Below are 18,407 nucleotides of genomic sequence, written 5' to 3'. Positions count from 1 at the left end.
GAGATCTACGCAACGCACTGCGCAGCTGCTCGTGCCAACGCGGGCGTTTACGGGGTGGGACGTGGTCCACACCTCCTGGGGACCACGGATTGCACCGCAAGATCCGCCAGGCGGTAAGAACAGTCCCCTTCACCGCACCATGCCGGTCGATGGCCGTGTACCCGTAGCGCGAGCACGAGGGGTAGTAACGGCACACCGGCCCGAGCAGCGGACTGATCGTCCACTGGTACAGCTTGATCAAAGCGAGCAGCGGGTACTTCATCGAGCCGCGCCTCCCAGGAGCCGCAGCAATGCGGCATCCAGGTCCCGGGCCAATTCCTCGTGGCCGGCATCACCCGCTCCGGGCAATGCACGCACCACCACCAGGCTACCGGCGGGCAGCCGAGACAGCCGCTCACGCACAAGATGGCGCAAACGGCGCTTCACCCGGTTACGGACGACCGCGCCACCCACGGCCTTGCTGACGACGAAACCCGCACGCGTCGAGGGATCGATCTCCCCCGGCTCGTGCGGGTCCGTTGCACCGCTTGTACGTAGGTGGACGACGAGGAGCGGGCGACCAGCCCGACGACCCCGTCGTACCGCGCTCGCGAAGTCCTCGCGCCGCCTCAGCCGATTTTCGGGAGACAGCACGACGTCACGACCTTCGCGCTGTTACGCGGAGAGGGCGGCGCGGCCCTTGCTGCGGCGGTTCGCCAGGATCGCGCGACCGGCACGGGTACGCATCCGCAGGCGGAAGCCGTGGGTCTTGGCACGACGGCGGTTGTTCGGCTGGAAGGTGCGCTTGCTCACTCGGGGGCTCCAGAGAATGAATCGTTGTGGCGGGACATCGCCTGGCTGTCACCGTGCGCCCACGAGGAAACTCGCGTGTTCGCCCGAGTGGCACCGCTAAACGATCACAAAAGGTGATCTTCGCCCATCGGTAGGCAGGCGGCAGCAGCCATCGACAACTCGACCTCGTTACGGTACGCGCGGCTACGCCATCCGGTCAAACCGAGGCGACGTGCCCCCACACTGTGCACAGGCTGTGGACAACGACTTGAACCGTACCCGTCGGCCTGACTACCGTTGCCTGATCCCGGATTTTTTGTCCCGACCGTCCCAAAGAACCACACATTCGTGGGACCCCTGTGAGAGAGCGTGCTCTGTGGCTGACGTACCTGCCGATCTTGCCGCAGTGTGGCCAAGGGTGCTCGAAAAGCTCCTCGGGGAGGGACAGCAGGCGATCGAGCCCAAGGACAAGCAGTGGGTGGAGCGCTGCCAGCCGCTGGCCCTCGTCGCCGACACCGCGCTGCTCGCCGTTCCGAACGAGTACGGCAAGCGCGTCCTGGAAGGCCGACTCGCCCCGTTGATCAGCGATGCGCTGAGCCGGGAGTGCGGCCGCCCCATCCGCATCGCCATCACCGTGGACGACTCCGCGGGCGAGCCGGCGCCCCTGGCCGCGCCCGCCCAGCAGCGCGCGGACTCCTACGAGCCCTACGGCGGCCAGCGCGGTCACACCGGGCCCGGCGGCCCCGGCGACGACCAGCTGCCCACCGCCCGCCCCGCCTACCCGGACTACCAGCAGTCGCGCCCCGAGCCCGGCTCCTGGCCCCGTGGCGGCCAGCAGGACGACTACGGCTGGCAGCAGCCCCGCCTCGGCGGCTTCCCGGAGCGCGACCCGTACGCCTCCCCGCAGCCGGGTTACCTCCAGCAGTCCGAGTCCGGTGGCTATGACCAGGGCTCCTACGAACAGCAGTCGTACGAGCAGTCCCCCTACGAGTCCCACTCGCCGCAGCAGTCCCATCAGTACGAGCAGCCGACCCCGCGCCAGGCGCCCGGCCGTCCCGCTCCGCCCCCGGCCCCGTCCGGCGGTTCCACTTCGGGTCCGCTGGAGCCGACCGCCCGGCTGAACCCCAAGTACCTCTTCGACACCTTCGTCATCGGCGCCTCCAACCGCTTCGCGCACGCCGCCGCGGTAGCGGTCGCCGAGGCACCCGCCAAGGCCTACAACCCCCTCTTCATCTACGGGGAGTCGGGGCTGGGCAAGACCCATCTGCTGCACGCCATCGGGCACTACGCGCGGAGCCTCTACCCGGGCACCCGGGTCCGGTACGTGAGCTCCGAGGAGTTCACCAACGAGTTCATCAACTCGATCCGCGACGGCAAGGGCGACGCGTTCCGCAAGCGGTACCGCGAGATGGACATCCTGCTCGTCGATGACATCCAGTTCCTCGCGAGCAAAGAGTCGACGCAGGAGGAGTTCTTCCACACCTTCAATACGCTCCACAACGCCAACAAGCAGATCGTGCTGTCCTCGGACCGGCCGCCCAAACAGCTCGTCACCCTCGAAGACCGGCTCCGCAACCGCTTCGAGTGGGGCCTGATCACCGACGTGCAGCCGCCCGAGCTGGAAACGCGCATCGCGATCCTGCGCAAGAAGGCCGTCCAGGAGCAGCTCAACGCACCGCCGGAGGTACTGGAGTTCATCGCATCCCGCATCTCGCGCAACATCCGCGAGCTGGAGGGGGCGCTGATCCGCGTCACGGCCTTCGCGAGCCTGAACCGGCAGCCGGTCGACCTCGGCCTGACCGAGGACGTCCTCAAGAACCTGATCCCCGGCGGGGAGGACTCCGCGCCCGAGATCACCGCCTCGGACATCATGGCGGCCACCGCCGACTACTTCGGCCTGACCGTGGACGACCTGTGCGGCTCCTCGCGCAGCCGCGTCCTGGTCACCGCCCGGCAGATCGCCATGTACCTGTGCCGGGAACTCACGGACCTGTCCCTGCCCAAGATCGGGGCGCAGTTCGGCGGCCGTGACCACACCACCGTGATGCACGCGGACCGCAAGATCCGCGCTTTGATGGCAGAGCGGCGCTCCATCTACAACCAGGTCACCGAGCTCACCAACCGCATCAAGAACGCCTGATCCGGCTCGCGCTGCACAACGCTGTGGTGTGCCGTGCAGCGGGTCGTGTGGCGGGTCGTGTGGTGCCGCGCTGCGCTGCACCGTGCCGTGTTGTACAGGTTCCGAAGCGGCCGTGTGCGGGTCGTCAGGGCTTCTTCAAACGCATTCAGAGGGCGCTCCCGGGGTACTTCGGGGGCGCCCTTTGTTGTTCGCGCGCCCCTGACCTGTTCGAATACGCCCCCTGCCGAGCAACTTATCCACAGATTGCCGGACTTTCTTCCGTCCACAGGCTGGGGACGGCTTCCGTTGCCCACAATCTGTCCACAGGGCTGCGTGGTGAGGGACCATCAGCCCAGGTCACATCCCTGTGGAATTGTGCGCAACCGTCATCCACAGCCTGTGGACAGAGCATTCGTCCACAGGCCTGTCCACGCCTCCGTCCACCGTCGACCCACAGGTTGCCGCATCCTGTGCACAGGATCAGATGAGTTACCCACACCGCTGTCCACTGTTCGGCAACATTCCACCTCCTCTCACCACCCGGAGTGAAAGGCGTCACACCGAAGTAGACGTTTGACCTGTGGAGTACCGGGGGAAAGCTGGGGACACACCTGTGGAGTAGTCGGGGTCACCTGGGGATGGCCTGTGCAGAACTTTTCGTTCTCCACAGAGACAGCGGGTTGTCCACCGGTGTCACCCACAGGGTCGGTGGATAAAAAACGCGGGTTGACCTGCGAGAACGGGGTTATCCACCGTTTCCACAGGCCCTACTACTACCCCCATAGAGAGTTAGGCCGGTTTCGGTTTTCAAGCAGGTCCTGTGCACAACTCGGTGGAGACGCCTCCCCGACACCTCGCTCCCGACTTGACCGCCGACAGCAGCGGCTGTCAGCGCCGTACGTCAGACTGGTCCCCGGCAACGAGGCTCCGAGCCATCGAGGGCATCGAGGCATCGAGGGCATCGAGCCGACGACGAAGGCCGGCAGACGAGCGAGCAACAGCAGGAGGCGGTTCCGGTGAAGATCCGGGTGGAGCGCGACGTACTCGCGGAGGCGGTGGCTTGGGCTGCCCGTAGCCTCCCGGCCCGGCCGCCGGTGCCCGTTCTCGCGGGCCTGCTGCTGAAGGCCGAGGACGGAACCCTGTCCCTCTCCGGCTTCGACTACGAGGTCTCGGCCCGCGTCTCCGTCGAGGCGGACGTCGAGGAGGACGGCACCGTCCTCGTCTCCGGCCGGCTGCTCGCCGACATCTGCCGCGCCCTCCCCAACCGCCCGGTGGAGATTTCCACAGACGGTGTACGGGCGACCGTGGTCTGCGGCTCCTCGCGCTTCACGCTCCACACCCTGCCCGTGGAGGAGTACCCGGCGCTGCCGCAGATGCCTACCGCGACCGGCACCGTCCCCGGCGAGGTCTTCGCCTCCGCCGCGGCCCAGGTCGCCATTGCCGCCGGCCGCGACGACACGCTGCCCGTGCTGACCGGTGTCCGCATCGAGATCGAGGGCGACCGCGTCACCCTGGCCTCCACCGACCGCTACCGCTTCGCGGTCCGCGAGTTCCTGTGGAAGCCGGAGAACCCGGACGCCTCCGCCGTGGCCCTGGTGCCCGCCAAGACCTTGCTGGACACCGCCAAGTCCCTGACCAGCGGTGACACCGTCACCCTGGCGCTGTCGGGCTCCGGCGCGGGCGAGGGCCTCATCGGCTTCGAGGGCGCCGGCCGCCGCACCACCACCCGCCTCCTTGAGGGCGACCTGCCGAAGTACCGCACGCTGTTCCCGACGGAGTTCAACTCCATCGCCGTGATCGAGACCGCCCCGTTCGTCGAGGCCGTCAAGCGCGTGGCCCTGGTCGCCGAACGCAACACCCCGGTCCGCCTCAGCTTCGAGCAGGGCGTGCTGATCCTGGAGGCCGGCTCCTCCGACGATGCACAGGCTGTGGAACGCGTGGACGCCGTCCTGGAGGGCGACGACATCTCGATCGCCTTCAATCCGACCTTCCTGCTGGACGGCCTGAGCGCGATCGACTCCCCGGCCGCGCAGCTGAGCTTCACCACGTCCACCAAGCCGGCGCTGCTCAGCGGCCGCCCGGCGGTGGACGCCGAGGCCGACGAGGCGTACAAGTACCTGATCATGCCGGTGCGCCTGTCCGGCTGACGTCGACGCGGTCGGGCCCGGTCTCGCAGGCTGCGGGGCCGGGCCCGACCGCGTTCGCCCCCGCACGCGCAAGGCCCCGGTCCCCCACACCCGGGCTGCCGCAGCACTTCGCGGCGGCCCCCTGCGGCCCGTGGGCAGGACTCGTACAGCCCCGGTATGGCCGTCCCGGGAGCGCCCGTGGCGCCGGGCGGCACGGCCCGGCGTAGGCTCGGATCCGGGATGCCCCGGTGAGTCCGGGGGATCCGGCACAGACGGCCACAACGCTTAAGGAACCACCTGATGGAGCTTGGTCTCGTCGGTCTCGGCAAGATGGGCGGCAACATGCGCGAGCGCATCCGCCGCGCAGGCCACACCGTCATCGGATACGACCGCAACCCGGACCTCGCCGATGTCCACAGCCTCTCGGAACTTGTGGACAGCCTGCAGGCCCCCCGCGTCGTGTGGGTGATGGTCCCGGCGGGCGCGGCGACCCAGTCCACCGTCGACGAGCTCGGCGAGCTGCTCTCGCCCGGCGACGTCGTCGTGGACGGCGGCAACTCGCGCTGGACCGACGACGAGAAGCACGCCGCGGAGCTGGCGGCCAAGGGCATCGGCTTCGTCGACTGCGGTGTCTCCGGCGGTGTCTGGGGCCTGGAGAACGGCTACGCGCTGATGTACGGCGGCGACAAGGAGCACGTCGCCGCGGTCCAGCCGGTCTTCGACGCCCTCAAGCCGGAAGGCGAGCTCGGCGCCGTGCACGCCGGCAAGGTGGGCGCGGGCCACTTCGCGAAGATGGTCCACAACGGCATCGAGTACGCCATGATGCAGGCCTATGCCGAGGGCTGGGAGCTGCTGGAGAAGGTGGACTCGGTCACCGACGTCCGCGAGGTCTTCCGGTCCTGGCAGGAGGGCACGGTCATCCGGTCGTGGCTCCTGGACCTCGCCGTGAACGCACTGGACGAGGACGAGCACCTGGAGCAGCTGCGCGGCTACGCGCAGGACTCGGGCGAGGGCCGCTGGACGGTGGAAGCGGCGATCGACAACGCCGTGCCGCTGCCCGCGATCACCGCCTCGCTGTTCGCGCGGTTCGCCTCCCGTCAGGACGACTCGCCGCAGATGAAGATGATCGCCGCCCTGCGGAACCAGTTCGGCGGCCACGCGGTCGAGAAGAAGTAGCTCCACCACAGCACCACAGCAGCACAGAGCAGAGCAGCAGCAAGCCGGGGGAGGTCGGCGCCGTATGCATGTTTCGCATCTCTCATTGGCCGACTTCCGCTCGTACGCCCGGGCCGAGGTTCCCCTCGACCCGGGCGTCACGGCTTTCGTGGGTCCCAACGGCCAGGGCAAGACGAACCTGGTCGAGGCGATCGGCTATCTGGCGACGCTCGGCAGCCACCGGGTGTCCTCGGACGCGCCGCTCGTACGGATGGGCGCGGACCGGGCGATCATCCGCGCGGCCGTCACCCACGGCGAGCGGCAGCAGCTGGTGGAGCTGGAGCTGAATCCGGGGCGGGCCAACCGGGCCCGGATCAACCGGTCCTCGCAGGTCAGGCCCCGGGACGTGCTGGGGATCGTACGTACGGTGCTGTTCGCGCCGGAGGATCTGGCCTTGGTGAAGGGCGATCCCGGAGAGCGGCGGCGGTTCCTCGACGAGATCGTCACGGCGCGCTCACCGCGGATGGCGGGGGTCCGCTCGGACTACGAGCGCGTGCTCAAGCAGCGCAACACGCTGCTGAAGTCGGCGGCGATGGCCCGCCGGCACGGCGGCCGGTCCATGGACCTCTCCACCCTCGACGTCTGGGACCAGCACCTGGCGCGCGCGGGGGCGGAACTGCTGGCCCAGCGCCTCGACCTGATCGCGACCGTCCTGCCGCTGGCGGACAAGGCGTACGAACAGCTCGCGCCGGGCGGCGGCCCGCTGGGGCTCGCGTACAGGTCCTCGGCCGGCGAGGCGGTGGACAGCGGCACGACGCGGACGCGCGAGGCGCTGTACGAGGTGCTGTTGGCGGCCCTGGCCGACGTGCGCAAGCAGGAGATCGAGCGGGGCGTGACCCTGGTGGGTCCGCACCGGGACGACCTGCTGCTGCGGCTGGGAGACCTGCCGGCGAAGGGGTACGCGAGCCACGGGGAGTCCTGGTCGTACGCGCTGGCGCTGCGGCTGGCCTCGTACGAGCTGCTGCGCTCGGAGGGCGCCGAACCGGTGCTGATCCTGGACGACGTGTTCGCCGAGCTGGACGCGCGGCGTCGGGAGCGGCTCGCGGAGCTGGTGGCCCCGGGCGAGCAGGTGTTGGTGACGGCGGCAGTGGACGACGACGTTCCGGGCGTGTTGGCGGGGACGCGGTTCGGGGTGTCCGGTGGTGAGGTGACCCGGCTGTGAGCAGCGAGGAGCAGGAACCGCGCAAGGTGCCGGAGCAGTCGGGTGTGGATCTCGCGCGGCAGGCGCTGGCGGCGGCCCGGGAGCAGGCGAGGGCCCGGGGCAACGCGGTCGGCGGGAAGAAGGGGCGCCAGCAGCCGGGGCTGCGTTCGGGTGCGCGTGCCGACGGCCGGGACCCGATGCCCTTGATGGCGGCGCTGGACCGGCTGCGGACGGAACACGGCTGGGAGATGCCGATGGCGGTCGCGGGCGTGATGGAGCGCTGGCCGGAGATCGTCGGACCGGAGATCGCGGCGCACTGTGAACCGGATCGGTACGAGGACCGTGAACTGGTCGTGCGGTGTGATTCCTCGGCATGGGCGGCGCAGTTGAAGCTGCTGGCACCACAGCTGGTGGCGCGGTTGAACGCGGACCTGGGGCAGGGCACGGTCCGGTTGATCAAGGTCCAGGGTCCGGGTGGGCGCCCGAAGCGGTACGGGCCGTGGCGCGCGCCGGGCAGTACGGGCCCGGGAGACACCTACGGATAACCGCGGAGCGGCGGCCGTGCGCACGGCGCCGGTCTGCCCCGACGCCTGCTGCGGCCGGCCTTCTGCGGACGCCCGGGCGGCCCCGTGCGCCGGTCGGCATACCGGTCGGTGTGCTGTTTTCGCGAGCCGGCGCGGCCGTTGCTCCGGGTGGCGTCCCTCACGGTAGTGGGAGGTTGACAGGCCGAAGCGCTGGATGCCCGTGTGAGCCTCTTTGAGCCCCTTCCCGGATATGGGGAGTCGGAGAGTAGAGGTTCAGGGCGGCACATGCGGACTCAGGTACCGGCAAACCCCCATTCATGTCGGTGGTACCGGTAGACTGAAGCCAATCCCGCCCGTTCGCGGGATCACGCAGACAACGCAGATCGACGCGGCCGCTCCTCCGGCGCACTCGCTGGTCCGGAGTACGGGCTGCGCTGTGCCAGAGAGGGCGCTTCGTGGCCGATTCCGGCGACTCCAACGAGAAGAATTACGACGCCAGCGCGATTCAGGTGCTTGAGGGCCTGGACGCGGTCCGCAAGCGGCCAGGCATGTACATCGGCTCGACCGGCGAGCGCGGCCTGCACCACCTGGTCCAGGAAGTCGTCGACAACTCCGTCGACGAGGCGATGGCCGGTCACGCGGACACGATCGACGTCACGATCCTCGCCGACGGCGGCGTCCGGGTCGTCGACAACGGTCGCGGCATCCCGGTCGGCATCGTGCCTTCCGAGGGCAAGCCGGCCGTCGAGGTCGTGCTGACCGTCCTGCACGCGGGCGGCAAGTTCGGCGGTGGCGGCTACGCCGTCTCCGGCGGTCTGCACGGTGTGGGTGTGTCCGTCGTGAACGCCCTGTCGACCAAGGTCGCGGTCGAGGTCAAGACGGACGGGTACCGCTGGACCCAGGACTACAAGCTGGGCGTGCCGACGGCCCCGCTGGCCAAGAACGAGGAGACCGACGAGCACGGCACTTCGGTGACGTTCTGGGCCGACGGGGACATCTTCGAGACGACCGAGTACTCCTTCGAGACGCTGTCGCGGCGCTTCCAGGAGATGGCCTTCCTCAACAAGGGTCTGACCCTGACGCTGACCGACGAGCGCGAGTCGGCGAAGGCCACGGCGGACGCCGACAACCCCGACGCGGACGCGCAGGAGCCCAAGGCGCGCACGGTCAAGTACCACTACGAGGGCGGCATCGTCGACTTCGTGAAGTACCTGAACTCGCGCAAGGGCGAGCTGATCCACCCGACCGTCATCGACGTCGAGGCCGAGGACAAGGAGCGCATGCTCTCGGTCGAGATCGCGATGCAGTGGAACTCCCAGTACACCGAGGGCGTGTACTCCTTCGCGAACACGATCCACACGCACGAGGGCGGTACCCACGAGGAGGGCTTCCGCGCGGCGCTGACGGGTCTGGTGAACCGTTACGCGCGCGACAAGAAGCTGCTCCGCGAGAAGGACGACAACCTCGCCGGCGAGGACATCCGCGAGGGCCTGACGGCGATCATCTCGGTGAAGCTGGGCGAGCCGCAGTTCGAGGGCCAGACGAAGACCAAGCTGGGCAACACCGAGGCGAAGACCTTTGTGCAGAAGGTCGTCCACGAGCACCTCAACGACTGGTTCGACCGGAACCCGGTCGAGGCGGCGGACATCATCCGCAAGTCGATCCAGGCGGCCACGGCGCGCGTCGCGGCCCGCAAGGCGCGTGACCTCACCCGCCGCAAGGGTCTGCTGGAGAGCGCCTCGCTGCCGGGCAAGCTGTCCGACTGCCAGTCGAACGACCCGACGCAGTGCGAGATCTTCATCGTCGAGGGCGACTCGGCCGGCGGTTCCGCCAAGTCCGGCCGCAACCCGATGTACCAGGCCATCCTGCCGATCCGCGGCAAGATCCTGAACGTCGAGAAGGCCCGGATCGACAAGATCCTCCAGAACACCGAGGTCCAGGCGCTCATCAGCGCCTTCGGTACCGGTGTGCACGAGGATTTCGACATCGAGAAGCTCCGCTATCACAAGATCATCCTGATGGCGGACGCCGACGTCGACGGCCAGCACATCAACACCCTGCTGCTGACCTTCCTGTTCCGCTTCATGCGTCCGCTGGTCGAGGCGGGCCACGTGTACCTGTCGCGCCCGCCGCTGTACAAGATCAAGTGGGGCCGGGACGACTTCGAGTACGCGTACTCGGACCGCGAGCGCGATGCGCTGGTGGAACTCGGCAAGCAGAACGGCAAGCGGATCAAGGAAGACTCGATCCAGCGCTTCAAGGGTCTGGGCGAGATGAACGCCGAGGAACTGCGCGTCACCACGATGGACGTGGACCACCGCGTGCTCGGCCAGGTCACGCTGGACGACGCGGCGCAGGCCGACGACCTGTTCTCGGTGCTGATGGGTGAGGACGTCGAAGCCCGGCGCTCCTTCATCCAGCGCAACGCCAAGGACGTTCGCTTCCTCGACATCTGAGTCGGCTCTCATGGCCGCCCGAAAGGACTTCTGACCAGCAATGGCCGACGAAACCACCCCCACCGCAGAGAACCCCGCGGAGGAGCAGCCCGTGCTGCGCATCGAGCCCGTCGGGCTCGAGACGGAGATGCAGCGCTCCTACCTCGACTACGCGATGTCCGTCATCGTCTCGCGCGCCCTGCCGGACGTGCGCGACGGCCTCAAGCCGGTGCACCGCCGCGTGCTGTACGCCATGTACGACGGCGGCTACCGGCCCGAGAAGGGCTTCTACAAGTGCGCCCGCGTCGTCGGCGACGTCATGGGCACGTACCACCCGCACGGTGACAGCTCGATCTACGACGCCCTGGTCCGCCTGGCCCAGCCGTGGTCGATGCGGATGCCGCTGGTGGACTCGAACGGCAACTTCGGCTCCCCGGGCAACGACCCGGCGGCCGCGATGCGCTACACCGAGTGCAAGCTGATGCCGCTGGCCATGGAGATGCTCCGGGACATCGACGAGGAGACCGTCGACTTCCAGGACAACTACGACGGCCGCAACCAGGAGCCGACGGTCCTGCCGGCGCGCTTCCCGAACCTGCTGGTCAACGGCAGCGCCGGTATCGCGGTCGGCATGGCCACCAACATTCCGCCGCACAACCTGCGCGAGGTCGCGGCAGGTGCGCAGTGGGCACTGGAGCACCCGGAGGCCTCGCACGAGGAGCTGCAGGACGCGCTCATCGAGCGGATCAAGGGCCCGGACTTCCCGACCGGTGCGCTGGTCGTGGGCCGCAAGGGCATCGAGGAGGCGTACCGGACCGGTCGCGGCTCCATCACGATGCGCGCGGTGGTGGAGGTCGAGGAGATCCAGAACCGCCAGTGCCTGGTGGTCACGGAGCTTCCGTACCAGACCAACCCGGACAACCTGGCGCAGAAGATCGCCGACCTGGTGAAGGACGGCAAGATCGGCGGCATCGCCGACGTCCGTGACGAGACCTCGTCGCGGACCGGCCAGCGCCTGGTGATCGTGCTCAAGCGCGACGCCGTCGCCAAGGTCGTGCTGAACAACCTGTACAAGCACACCGACCTCCAGACGAACTTCGGCGCGAACATGCTGGCGCTCGTGGACGGTGTGCCGCGCACCCTGTCGATCGACGCCTTCATCCGCCACTGGGTGCAGCACCAGATCGAGGTCATCGTCCGGCGGACGAAGTTCCGCCTGCGCAAGGCGGAGGAGCGGGCGCACATCCTGCGCGGCCTGCTCAAGGCGCTGGACGCGATCGACGAGGTCATCGCGCTGATCCGGCGCAGCAACACGGTCGAGATCGCACGCGAGGGCCTGATGGGCCTGCTGGAGATCGACGAGATCCAGGCCAACGCGATCCTCGAAATGCAGCTGCGCCGTCTGGCGGCCCTGGAGCGGCAGAAGATCGTCGCCGAGCACGACGAGCTCCAGGCGAAGATCAACGAGTACAACGCGATCCTGGCCTCGCCGGAGAAGCAGCGCTCGATCGTCAGCGAGGAGCTGGCGGCGATCGTCGAGAAGTACGGCGACGACCGGCGCTCCAAGCTGGTGCCCTTCGACGGCGACATGTCCATCGAGGACCTGATCGCCGAAGAGGACATCGTCGTCACCATCACGCACGGTGGCTACGTCAAGCGCACCAAGACCGAGGACTACCGCTCGCAGAAGCGCGGCGGCAAGGGCGTGCGCGGCACGAAGTTGAAGCAGGACGACCTGGTCGACCACTTCTTCGTCTCCACCACGCACCACTGGCTGCTTTTCTTCACGAACAAGGGCCGGGTCTACCGGTCCAAGGCGTATGAGCTGCCGGACGCCGGCCGCGACGCCCGCGGGCAGCACGTGGCGAACCTGCTGGCCTTCCAGCCGGACGAGAAGATCGCCCAGATCCTCGCGATCCGCGACTACGAGGCCGCCCCGTACCTGATCCTGGCCACCAAGGGCGGCCTGGTGAAGAAGACGGCGCTCAAGGACTACGACTCGCCCCGTTCGGGTGGTGTCATCGCGATCAACCTCCGGGAGACGGGCGCCGACGGCGCCGACGGCACTGCCGACGAGCTGATCGGTGCGGAGCTGGTGTCCGCCGAGGACGACCTGCTGCTGATCAGCAAGAAGGCGCAGTCGATCCGCTTCACGGCGACCGACGAAGCGCTGCGCCCGATGGGCCGTGCGACGTCCGGTGTGAAGGGCATGAGTTTCCGCGAGGGTGACGAACTGCTCTCCATGAGCGTGGTCCGGCCCGGTACGTTCGTCTTCACCGCGACCGACGGCGGTTACGCCAAGCGGACGCCCGTGGACGAGTACCGCGTCCAGGGTCGTGGTGGTCTGGGCATCAAGGCCGCGAAGATCGTGGAGGACCGCGGGTCGCTCGTCGGGGCGCTGGTGGTGGACGAATCGGACGAGATTCTCGCCATCACGCTCAGCGGTGGTGTGATTCGCACGCGCGTCAATGAAGTCAGGGAGACCGGCCGTGACACCATGGGCGTCCAGCTGATCAACCTGGGCAAGCGCGATGCCGTGGTGGGTATCGCTCGTAACGCCGAGGCCGGTCAGGATGCTGACGAGGTCGAGGAGACCGAGGCAGCCGAAGGACAGGCCGCCGAGGCCGCCGAGGGCACGCAGCCCTCGGCTGGGGAGCACGAGGAGTAAGTCGTGAGTGGAGCCACGGGCGCCGGACCGGCCAAGACTGGAGAGAACGGTGCCCGTGGCCCCGCTGCGGACTCCCCGGACGGGGACGCCGCCGCCGAGGGTAGGGGGAGAACCGTGACGGACACCCGCAAGCAGCAGCCGGAGAAGGCTGCTGCTGCCGCGCCCGCAGATCCGCAGCCGTACCACCCGCCGCAGGCCTACGCGGCGCCCTCGGGGCCGGGCGTGCCGCGGGGCGCCGGTGCGCAGCGCAAGCCGCGTACGGGTGCCCGTACGACGCCCAGGACGCGCAAGGCGCGGCTGCGGGTGGCGAAGGCCGACCCGTGGTCGGTGATGAAGGTCAGCTTCCTGCTGTCGATCGCGCTGGGCCTGTGCACGATCGTGGCGGCGGCGGTGTTGTGGATGGTCATGGACGCCATGGGCGTCTTCTCGACCGTGGGCGGCACGATCAGCGAGGCGACCGGCTCGAACGAGAGCAACGGTTTCGACCTCCAGTCGTTCCTGTCGCTGCCGCGGGTCCTGGTCTTCACGTCGGTGATCGCGGTGATCGACGTGGTGCTCATGACGGCCCTGGCGACGCTGGGATCGTTCATCTACAACCTGTCGGCGGGCTTCGTCGGCGGTGTGGAGCTCACCCTCGCCGAGGACGAATGACCGTCGAATGACCTGCGGGGACGCCCCCGGGGAACGGATTTTGGCGTGACCGTGTCTGTGCGCTAATCTTCAGGAGTCAGCGCGCAGCGCGGATGGGGCTATAGCTCAGTTGGTTAGAGCGCATCCCTGATAAGGATGAGGCCACAGGTTCAAATCCTGTTAGCCCCACAGTGTCGAAGACCCCCAGGCCAAAGGCCTGGGGGTCTTCTTCGTAGGGCCAGTTGAGGCCTTCCCAGGTCACCGAACGGTATCGGTCCGTGTGTATTGTTGGCCGTCAGAAGTCCCCAACGTCAATGAAAGACGAGGTCGCGCGGTGAAGAAGCTGCTCCTGGTCGCACTGGCCGCCATCGGCGGGCTCCTCGTGTACCGCCAGATCCAGGCGGACCGCGCCGAGCAGGACCTGTGGACGGAGGCAACCGACTCCGTGCCTTCTGGTTCCGGTGTGTGAGACCCAAGGTTGATCTCATGAAGCCCCGGCTGCCGCTGCGGCCGGGGCTTTGTGCTGTTCTGTGACAAGAAGTTACGTTATGCAAAGATTTGGCTTGCGCTAGCAAAATCGGGGTGGCGTGATGGGGCGGGTACGAACGACGGTGCTGGTGGGGGCGGCGGCCCTGGGCCTGGCGGCGGGTCTCCCGGGGGCGGTGCCGGCCGCCGCAGCGACCCCGCAGCCGGTGCCGACGTACCGGGGCGCCGAGGGTGCCCGGAAGATCGAGGGCACGTCCAGCAGCGCCGACGCCCCCCTCCTGGCCGCCGGAACGGTCTACGCGGACGCGATGGGCCCGGGCGAGCGCGTCTACCGGCTGAACCTCGACGACGCCTCCAGCGCGTACTTCTCCGCGGTGATCCAGCCCCCGCACGGCGCCAAGGTCGGCTACGGCGACGGGCTGGAGGTCGAGATCATGACCAAGGAGGGCCGGCGATGCCCGAACAACCCCGGCCGGGCCGGCTTCGGGTACGACCCCGTCCCGCTCGGCGCGGTCGCCGTCCGGCGGCTGGAGGAGGACGCCGAATGCCAGGGCGCCGGAGTCTACTTCGCGAAGGTCACCCGCAGCGCCGCGAAGGGCTCCGACCAGGGCCCGTGGCCCTTGGAGCTACGGCTCCAGCGTGAGCCAGGCCTCGCCACGGGCAGCGCCCCGACCGCCGCCCCCAGTGTCTGGCCCTCGGCCTCGCCCACCCTGCCCGGCACCGAGCCGGTGGCCCGCACTGGCGGCACCGGCTTCAACGACGCCCGGGCCCTGGACAGCGGGGTCTGGCGCGACGACCTGAGGCCCGGGCAGACCCGCTTCTACCGGGTCCCGCTGGACTGGGGGCAGCAGTTGGGGCTCAGCGCCGAGATCGCGGGCGCCCGGATGACCAAGCAGTACGGGTCGGCCTCCAACGGGCTGACCGTCTCGCTGTACAGCCCGTACCGGAGTCTGGTCGTGGACGGGGACGCCTCCTACGACGGCAAGCAGGCGGGCGTCACACTGCCGAAGACGGCGCCGGTGGCGTACGAGAACCGCTTCTCGAACACCGACGAGGTACGGGGGGCACGGCTGGCCGGCTGGTACTACCTCGCCGTGACCCTGGGCGGAAAGGTCGCCGAGTTCACCGAGGACGCGACCCCCGTGCCGCTGACCCTGCGAGTGGACGTCATCGGCACCCCGGCGAAGGCCCCTGCGTACAAGGAGAGTCTGACCGCCGCCGGGTTCGGGGTCGGCGTCGATGACCGGGCCGCCGCCAAGGACGGGCTCACCGCCCCCGAGGCCGCGGACGCGGCCGGCAACCGCTCGGTGATGCGGGTGGTGGCCGGTGCCGGCTTCGGTACCGGGGCCGTGCTGTTGCTCCTGCTCGGGGGCTGGATCCTGCTGGCCCGGCGCGGGCGGAGCGCGTAGCCCCGGGCAGAGGGGCGCCGGGCAGAGGGGCGCGCGGGCTGCCTCAGATCTGGGTCAGCGCCCAAGCGCCCACCGCGAAGCACAGCAGCGCGGCGACCAGGATCCCGGCGGTGACCTTCGGCGGCGGCGGGGCGATTCCGCCCGCCCGCGAGGGCTGCAGGGGCGCGGCCGGGGCCCCGTACGGGGTGGTCGGCTGCTCCGGCGGCGCGAGGTGGTAGCTGCCGGTCCCGGTGGCCGGAGCCGCGTGCGGGGAGTCGGCGTACGGGGAGTCGGCGTACGTCGAGGCCGGGGCGGTCGCGACCGCGCCGTGCGGATCGGTACGGGCGGGCTCCGCCGCTACCGGCGAGGTGGGCGTGGGCGTGGGCGTGGGCGGCCGGACACCGGCCGGCTGTACCGCCGGCGCCGTGGGCATCGTGGGCGCCACCGCAGCCGTGCTCTGCGGGCCCTGGGGCCCGAAGCCGGGCGGGAGCGGCCCGAGTTGGTCGAACACCTCCACCGGGTCCTCGTCCGGGCCGGGCGGCGGCAGGAGCTCGACGGCTTCGGCAAGGGCCTTGCGGGCCCCTGTGGCGGTCCGGAACCGGCTCTGGGGGTTCGGCTGCAAGAGGTTCGCGACGACGTCCCAGAGCGGCGCGGGAACGCCCTCCGGGGCACCGGGGGTGCCATGGGTGAGGAAGCGCTCCACCAAGGCCTGGGAATCGGGCTTGCGCCCCCGGAGCAGGTACAGGGCGACCAGTCCGACGGCGAAGAGGTCCGCGGGGAAGTCGGGTTCGGAACCCAGCAGTTGTTCGGGGGCGAAGTAACCGGGAGTGCCCATGACGTAGTTGGTCTCGGTGAGGCGGGGTTCGCCCTTGCGCATCGAGATGCCGAAGTCGGACAGCCGCAGGTGCGGCCGTCCGGTTCCAGTGGCCTCCATCAGGATGTTGGCCGGTTTGATGTCGCGGTGGACGACGCCCTCCGCGTGCACCGCCGCCAGCCCCGACAGGAGCTGATCGAGCAGCGTGCACACGAAACGGGGCGGCAGCGGCCCGTAGTCCCCGATCACGTGGCCGAGGGAACCTCCGGCGACGAGATCCATCGTGAACAGGACCTTGTCGTCGTCCGCCGCCCAACTGGCCGGGGCCAGTACGTGCGGGTGATCGATGCGCAGAGCCTGTTCCCGCACGAACCGCAGCAGGGTGTGGGCATCGCTCTGCTGGAGGACCTTGGCGGCGACGTACCGGCGACGCCGGTGGTCCCAGGCCCGCCACACGGCACCCACGCCCCCGCGCCCGATCGGATCGATCAGCTCGTACCGACCGGCGAAGATCTCACCCATCGCTGCGCCCGTCCCCCGTCCCCCGTCACCGTTGTCCGCCGCCGTGCGTGTCCGTCGTGTCAGTTCTGATGGGCCTCGTAGTGGGCGACCGCGTCGGCGGTACGGCCCGCGCCGTAGACCCTGAGGAACTCTGCCAGTTCGGGATGGCTGGGGGCGAGGGAATCCGCAGCGTCGATGATGTCGCCGGCCGCGGAGACCGAGCGCAGCAGCGACTGGATCTCGCGGACGACGCGCTTGACGGTGGGCGCGCCGGAACTGGTGGTGGTCTGACCGCTGTTGCTGAGGACCGAGCCTCCCTGGGTCTTCTTGATCTCGTCCATCCGGTCGGTGGCCTCGGCCGCGCTGACGCTTCCGTCCGCCACCTGGCTCGCAAGATCCTGAAGGGCCTGGACGCGCTGGACCACGGCCGGGTTTCCGATCTTGGCGCGCTGGCCGCTCATCAGCTGGGACAGCATGGGCGCCGACAGTCCGAGGACGGCAGCGAGGCGGGCCTGGTTCAAGCCGAGGTCATCTATGAGCCGGCGGAAGAGCGCGCCGAGCGGCTCCCCGTACCAACTGCGCTGAAGTTCCCTGGCTCTGGCCGTAGCCTCTTGCTGTACTGCGTCCACTCTCACTACTCCCCTTCGCTGGTGCGAACCTCGCGAGCATCTTACGGAGAGTGGTCGCGGGGCGGGAGTCCCTATCATTTTGCGGGAAGAGGGGGTACACCCGGTACTCTGTTCTGCGGAACGGCCACTCCTTCACGGGGGACGGTCGCGTCCACCTTTTCGGGGCTTTAGCTCAGTTGGTAGAGCGCTGCCTTTGCAAGGCAGATGTCAGGAGTTCGAATCTCCTAAGCTCCACTCCCGAAACTCCCCCTGACCTGCGTTAACGTGGGTCAGGGGGAGTTTTTTGCATCCCGTCCCGAGCTCGGGGCCGAGCGTGTTTCACGTGAAACAGCGGCTGCGCGGTCCCCCGGTTGGGTCAGTCGCGGGGCCGGGCGGCCCCTCCTGCCCGACAGTGGGGGAAGGGCACCGAGCCAGGGGGCGACACCACGCCGGAGGCGTACAGACATGGGACTCTTCGACTTCCTCAGGTCCGACAAGAAGAAGCACGAGGCCGCCGAGAAGGCGGCGGCGACCTCGACCGCCGATTACGCGTCGAAGTACACCGATGCCGTTTCGGCCACGAGGGCGGCTGCCGAGCGGATGGCGGCCCAAGCTCCGCCGAAGCCCACCCGGGCCGTTCACCCGACGCACACGCCCACCCCGTCCTCCGCCGCGCACAAGGCGGTTCCTGCGGCCCCCGAGCCGAAGCCGATGCCGACCGCCAAGAAGCGCACGTACACCGTGCGGGCCGGCGACTCGCTCTCCGCGATCGCGCGCCGGGAGTTGGGCAACGAGGCCCGCTGGCGCGAGCTGTACGCCATGAACAAGGGCGTCGTCGGCTCCAACCCCGATCTCATCCGCCCGGGCCAGGTGCTCACCCTCCCCCACTGAGGGCTGTCCCTCAGCCCGTGCCCGAGCGGGGACCATGGAGAGGCCCGGATCCAATGGGTACGGGGCGCAACAAGGTCCCCGCGGGGCAGG

Annotated in this window: 15 protein-coding genes, 2 tRNA genes and 1 pseudogene; 13 read left to right on the top strand and 5 right to left on the bottom strand. The window is 69.1% G+C overall.

Annotation, left to right across the window (positions count from 1 at the left end; genetic code table 11):
• Nucleotides 1-7: 7 nt before the first annotated feature.
• The 3 genes and pseudogenes from yidD to rpmH form a co-directional block, all read right to left on the bottom strand.
• Nucleotides 8-262: pseudogene (gene yidD, locus ABZZ20_RS15665) on the bottom strand (membrane protein insertion efficiency factor YidD); the annotation flags it as partial.
• The gene (gene rnpA, locus ABZZ20_RS15660; RefSeq protein WP_356869948.1) at nt 259-633 is read right to left on the bottom strand and encodes a ribonuclease P protein component; all 375 of its coding nucleotides are present in this window, start codon (nt 631-633) and stop codon (nt 259-261) included. The pseudogene yidD and the gene rnpA, both read right to left, overlap by 4 nt.
• Before the next feature lie 21 nt (nt 634-654).
• The gene (gene rpmH / locus ABZZ20_RS15655; protein ID WP_018547628.1) at nt 655-792 is read right to left on the bottom strand and encodes a 50S ribosomal protein L34; all 138 of its coding nucleotides are present in this window, start codon (nt 790-792) and stop codon (nt 655-657) included.
• Nucleotides 793-1,147: 355 nt separating this feature from the next.
• On the opposite strand from rpmH, the gene dnaA reads away from it, so the two are divergent.
• The 11 genes from dnaA to ABZZ20_RS15600 all read left to right on the top strand — a co-directional run bounded on the left by dnaA (nt 1,148) and on the right by ABZZ20_RS15600 (nt 15,524).
• A complete protein-coding gene (dnaA, locus tag ABZZ20_RS15650; RefSeq protein ID WP_356869947.1) occupies nt 1,148-2,911 on the top strand; it encodes a chromosomal replication initiator protein DnaA in 1,764 nt (587 codons plus the stop codon).
• A gap of 995 nt (nt 2,912-3,906) precedes the next feature.
• Entirely contained in the window at nt 3,907-5,037 is a 1,131-nt protein-coding gene (gene dnaN / locus ABZZ20_RS15645) for a DNA polymerase III subunit beta (protein WP_356869946.1), read from the top strand.
• A 279-nt stretch (nt 5,038-5,316) separates the two neighbouring features.
• On the top strand, nt 5,317-6,192 hold the full coding sequence (gene gnd / locus ABZZ20_RS15640; protein WP_356869945.1) for a phosphogluconate dehydrogenase (NAD(+)-dependent, decarboxylating): 876 nt from the start codon (nt 5,317-5,319) through the stop codon (nt 6,190-6,192).
• Between the two features lie 64 nt (nt 6,193-6,256).
• The gene (recF, locus tag ABZZ20_RS15635) at nt 6,257-7,393 is read left to right on the top strand and encodes a DNA replication/repair protein RecF (protein ID WP_356869944.1); all 1,137 of its coding nucleotides are present in this window, start codon (nt 6,257-6,259) and stop codon (nt 7,391-7,393) included.
• Nucleotides 7,390-7,917 (top strand): DUF721 domain-containing protein, encoded by a 528-nt coding sequence (locus ABZZ20_RS15630; RefSeq protein WP_356869943.1) that lies wholly within the window; start codon nt 7,390-7,392, stop codon nt 7,915-7,917. The genes recF and ABZZ20_RS15630 overlap by 4 nt, the downstream gene beginning before the upstream one ends.
• A gap of 413 nt (nt 7,918-8,330) precedes the next feature.
• Nucleotides 8,331-10,352 carry a DNA topoisomerase (ATP-hydrolyzing) subunit B gene (gene gyrB / locus ABZZ20_RS15625; RefSeq protein WP_356870137.1) on the top strand — a complete coding sequence of 674 codons (2,022 nt, stop codon included), beginning with the start codon at nt 8,331-8,333 and terminating at the stop codon, nt 10,350-10,352.
• A 40-nt stretch (nt 10,353-10,392) separates the two neighbouring features.
• Nucleotides 10,393-12,999: a DNA gyrase subunit A gene (gene gyrA, locus ABZZ20_RS15620; RefSeq protein WP_356869942.1), complete on the top strand. Its 2,607-nt coding sequence runs from the start codon at nt 10,393-10,395 to the stop codon at nt 12,997-12,999.
• A 3-nt stretch (nt 13,000-13,002) separates the two neighbouring features.
• Nucleotides 13,003-13,650: a DUF3566 domain-containing protein gene (locus tag ABZZ20_RS15615; RefSeq protein WP_356869941.1), complete on the top strand. Its 648-nt coding sequence runs from the start codon at nt 13,003-13,005 to the stop codon at nt 13,648-13,650.
• A 94-nt stretch (nt 13,651-13,744) separates the two neighbouring features.
• Nucleotides 13,745-13,818, top strand: a tRNA-Ile gene (locus tag ABZZ20_RS15610).
• 145 nt (nt 13,819-13,963) lie between these two features.
• On the top strand, nt 13,964-14,098 hold the full coding sequence (locus ABZZ20_RS15605; protein ID WP_208809277.1) for a DLW-39 family protein: 135 nt from the start codon (nt 13,964-13,966) through the stop codon (nt 14,096-14,098).
• 121 nt (nt 14,099-14,219) lie between these two features.
• On the top strand, nt 14,220-15,524 hold the full coding sequence (locus tag ABZZ20_RS15600; protein ID WP_356869940.1) for a hypothetical protein: 1,305 nt from the start codon (nt 14,220-14,222) through the stop codon (nt 15,522-15,524).
• Nucleotides 15,525-15,567: 43 nt separating this feature from the next.
• On the opposite strand, the gene ABZZ20_RS15595 is transcribed toward ABZZ20_RS15600, so the two are convergent.
• Entirely contained in the window at nt 15,568-16,839 is a 1,272-nt protein-coding gene (locus ABZZ20_RS15595; protein WP_356869939.1) for a protein kinase, read from the bottom strand.
• A 59-nt stretch (nt 16,840-16,898) separates the two neighbouring features.
• Entirely contained in the window at nt 16,899-17,447 is a 549-nt protein-coding gene (locus tag ABZZ20_RS15590; RefSeq protein ID WP_356869938.1) for a DNA-binding protein, read from the bottom strand.
• Nucleotides 17,448-17,608: 161 nt separating this feature from the next.
• Here ABZZ20_RS15590 and ABZZ20_RS15585 point away from each other — a divergent pair.
• Together ABZZ20_RS15585 and ABZZ20_RS15580 are read left to right on the top strand one after the other, a co-directional pair.
• A tRNA-Ala gene (locus ABZZ20_RS15585) sits at nt 17,609-17,681 on the top strand.
• A gap of 210 nt (nt 17,682-17,891) precedes the next feature.
• Complete coding sequence (locus ABZZ20_RS15580; protein ID WP_356869937.1) at nt 17,892-18,317, top strand: LysM peptidoglycan-binding domain-containing protein; 426 nt, start codon at nt 17,892-17,894, stop codon at nt 18,315-18,317.
• Nucleotides 18,318-18,407: the final 90 nt, after the last annotated feature.

The sequence above is a fragment of the Streptomyces sp. NPDC006430 genome (genome assembly GCF_040612395.1).
In the GTDB taxonomy this organism is placed as follows: Bacteria; Actinomycetota; Actinomycetes; order Streptomycetales; family Streptomycetaceae; genus Streptomyces.
The sequence above is the reverse complement of the archived record's forward strand: the minus strand, read 5'-3'. Positions and strand labels throughout refer to the sequence as shown.

Excerpts from the sequence above, each read along its gene's own strand:
- recF (WP_356869944.1), top strand. The coding sequence starts at position 6,257 with ATGCATGTTTCGCATCTCTCATTGGCCGACTTCCGCTCGTACGCCCGG.
- gnd (WP_356869945.1), top strand. The coding sequence starts at position 5,317 with ATGGAGCTTGGTCTCGTCGGTCTCGGCAAGATGGGCGGCAACATGCGC.
- gyrA (WP_356869942.1), top strand. The coding sequence starts at position 10,393 with ATGGCCGACGAAACCACCCCCACCGCAGAGAACCCCGCGGAGGAGCAG.
- ABZZ20_RS15595 (WP_356869939.1), bottom strand. The coding sequence starts at position 16,839 with ATGGGTGAGATCTTCGCCGGTCGGTACGAGCTGATCGATCCGATCGGG.
- ABZZ20_RS15580 (WP_356869937.1), top strand. The coding sequence starts at position 17,892 with ATGGGACTCTTCGACTTCCTCAGGTCCGACAAGAAGAAGCACGAGGCC.
- ABZZ20_RS15600 (WP_356869940.1), top strand. The coding sequence starts at position 14,220 with ATGGGGCGGGTACGAACGACGGTGCTGGTGGGGGCGGCGGCCCTGGGC.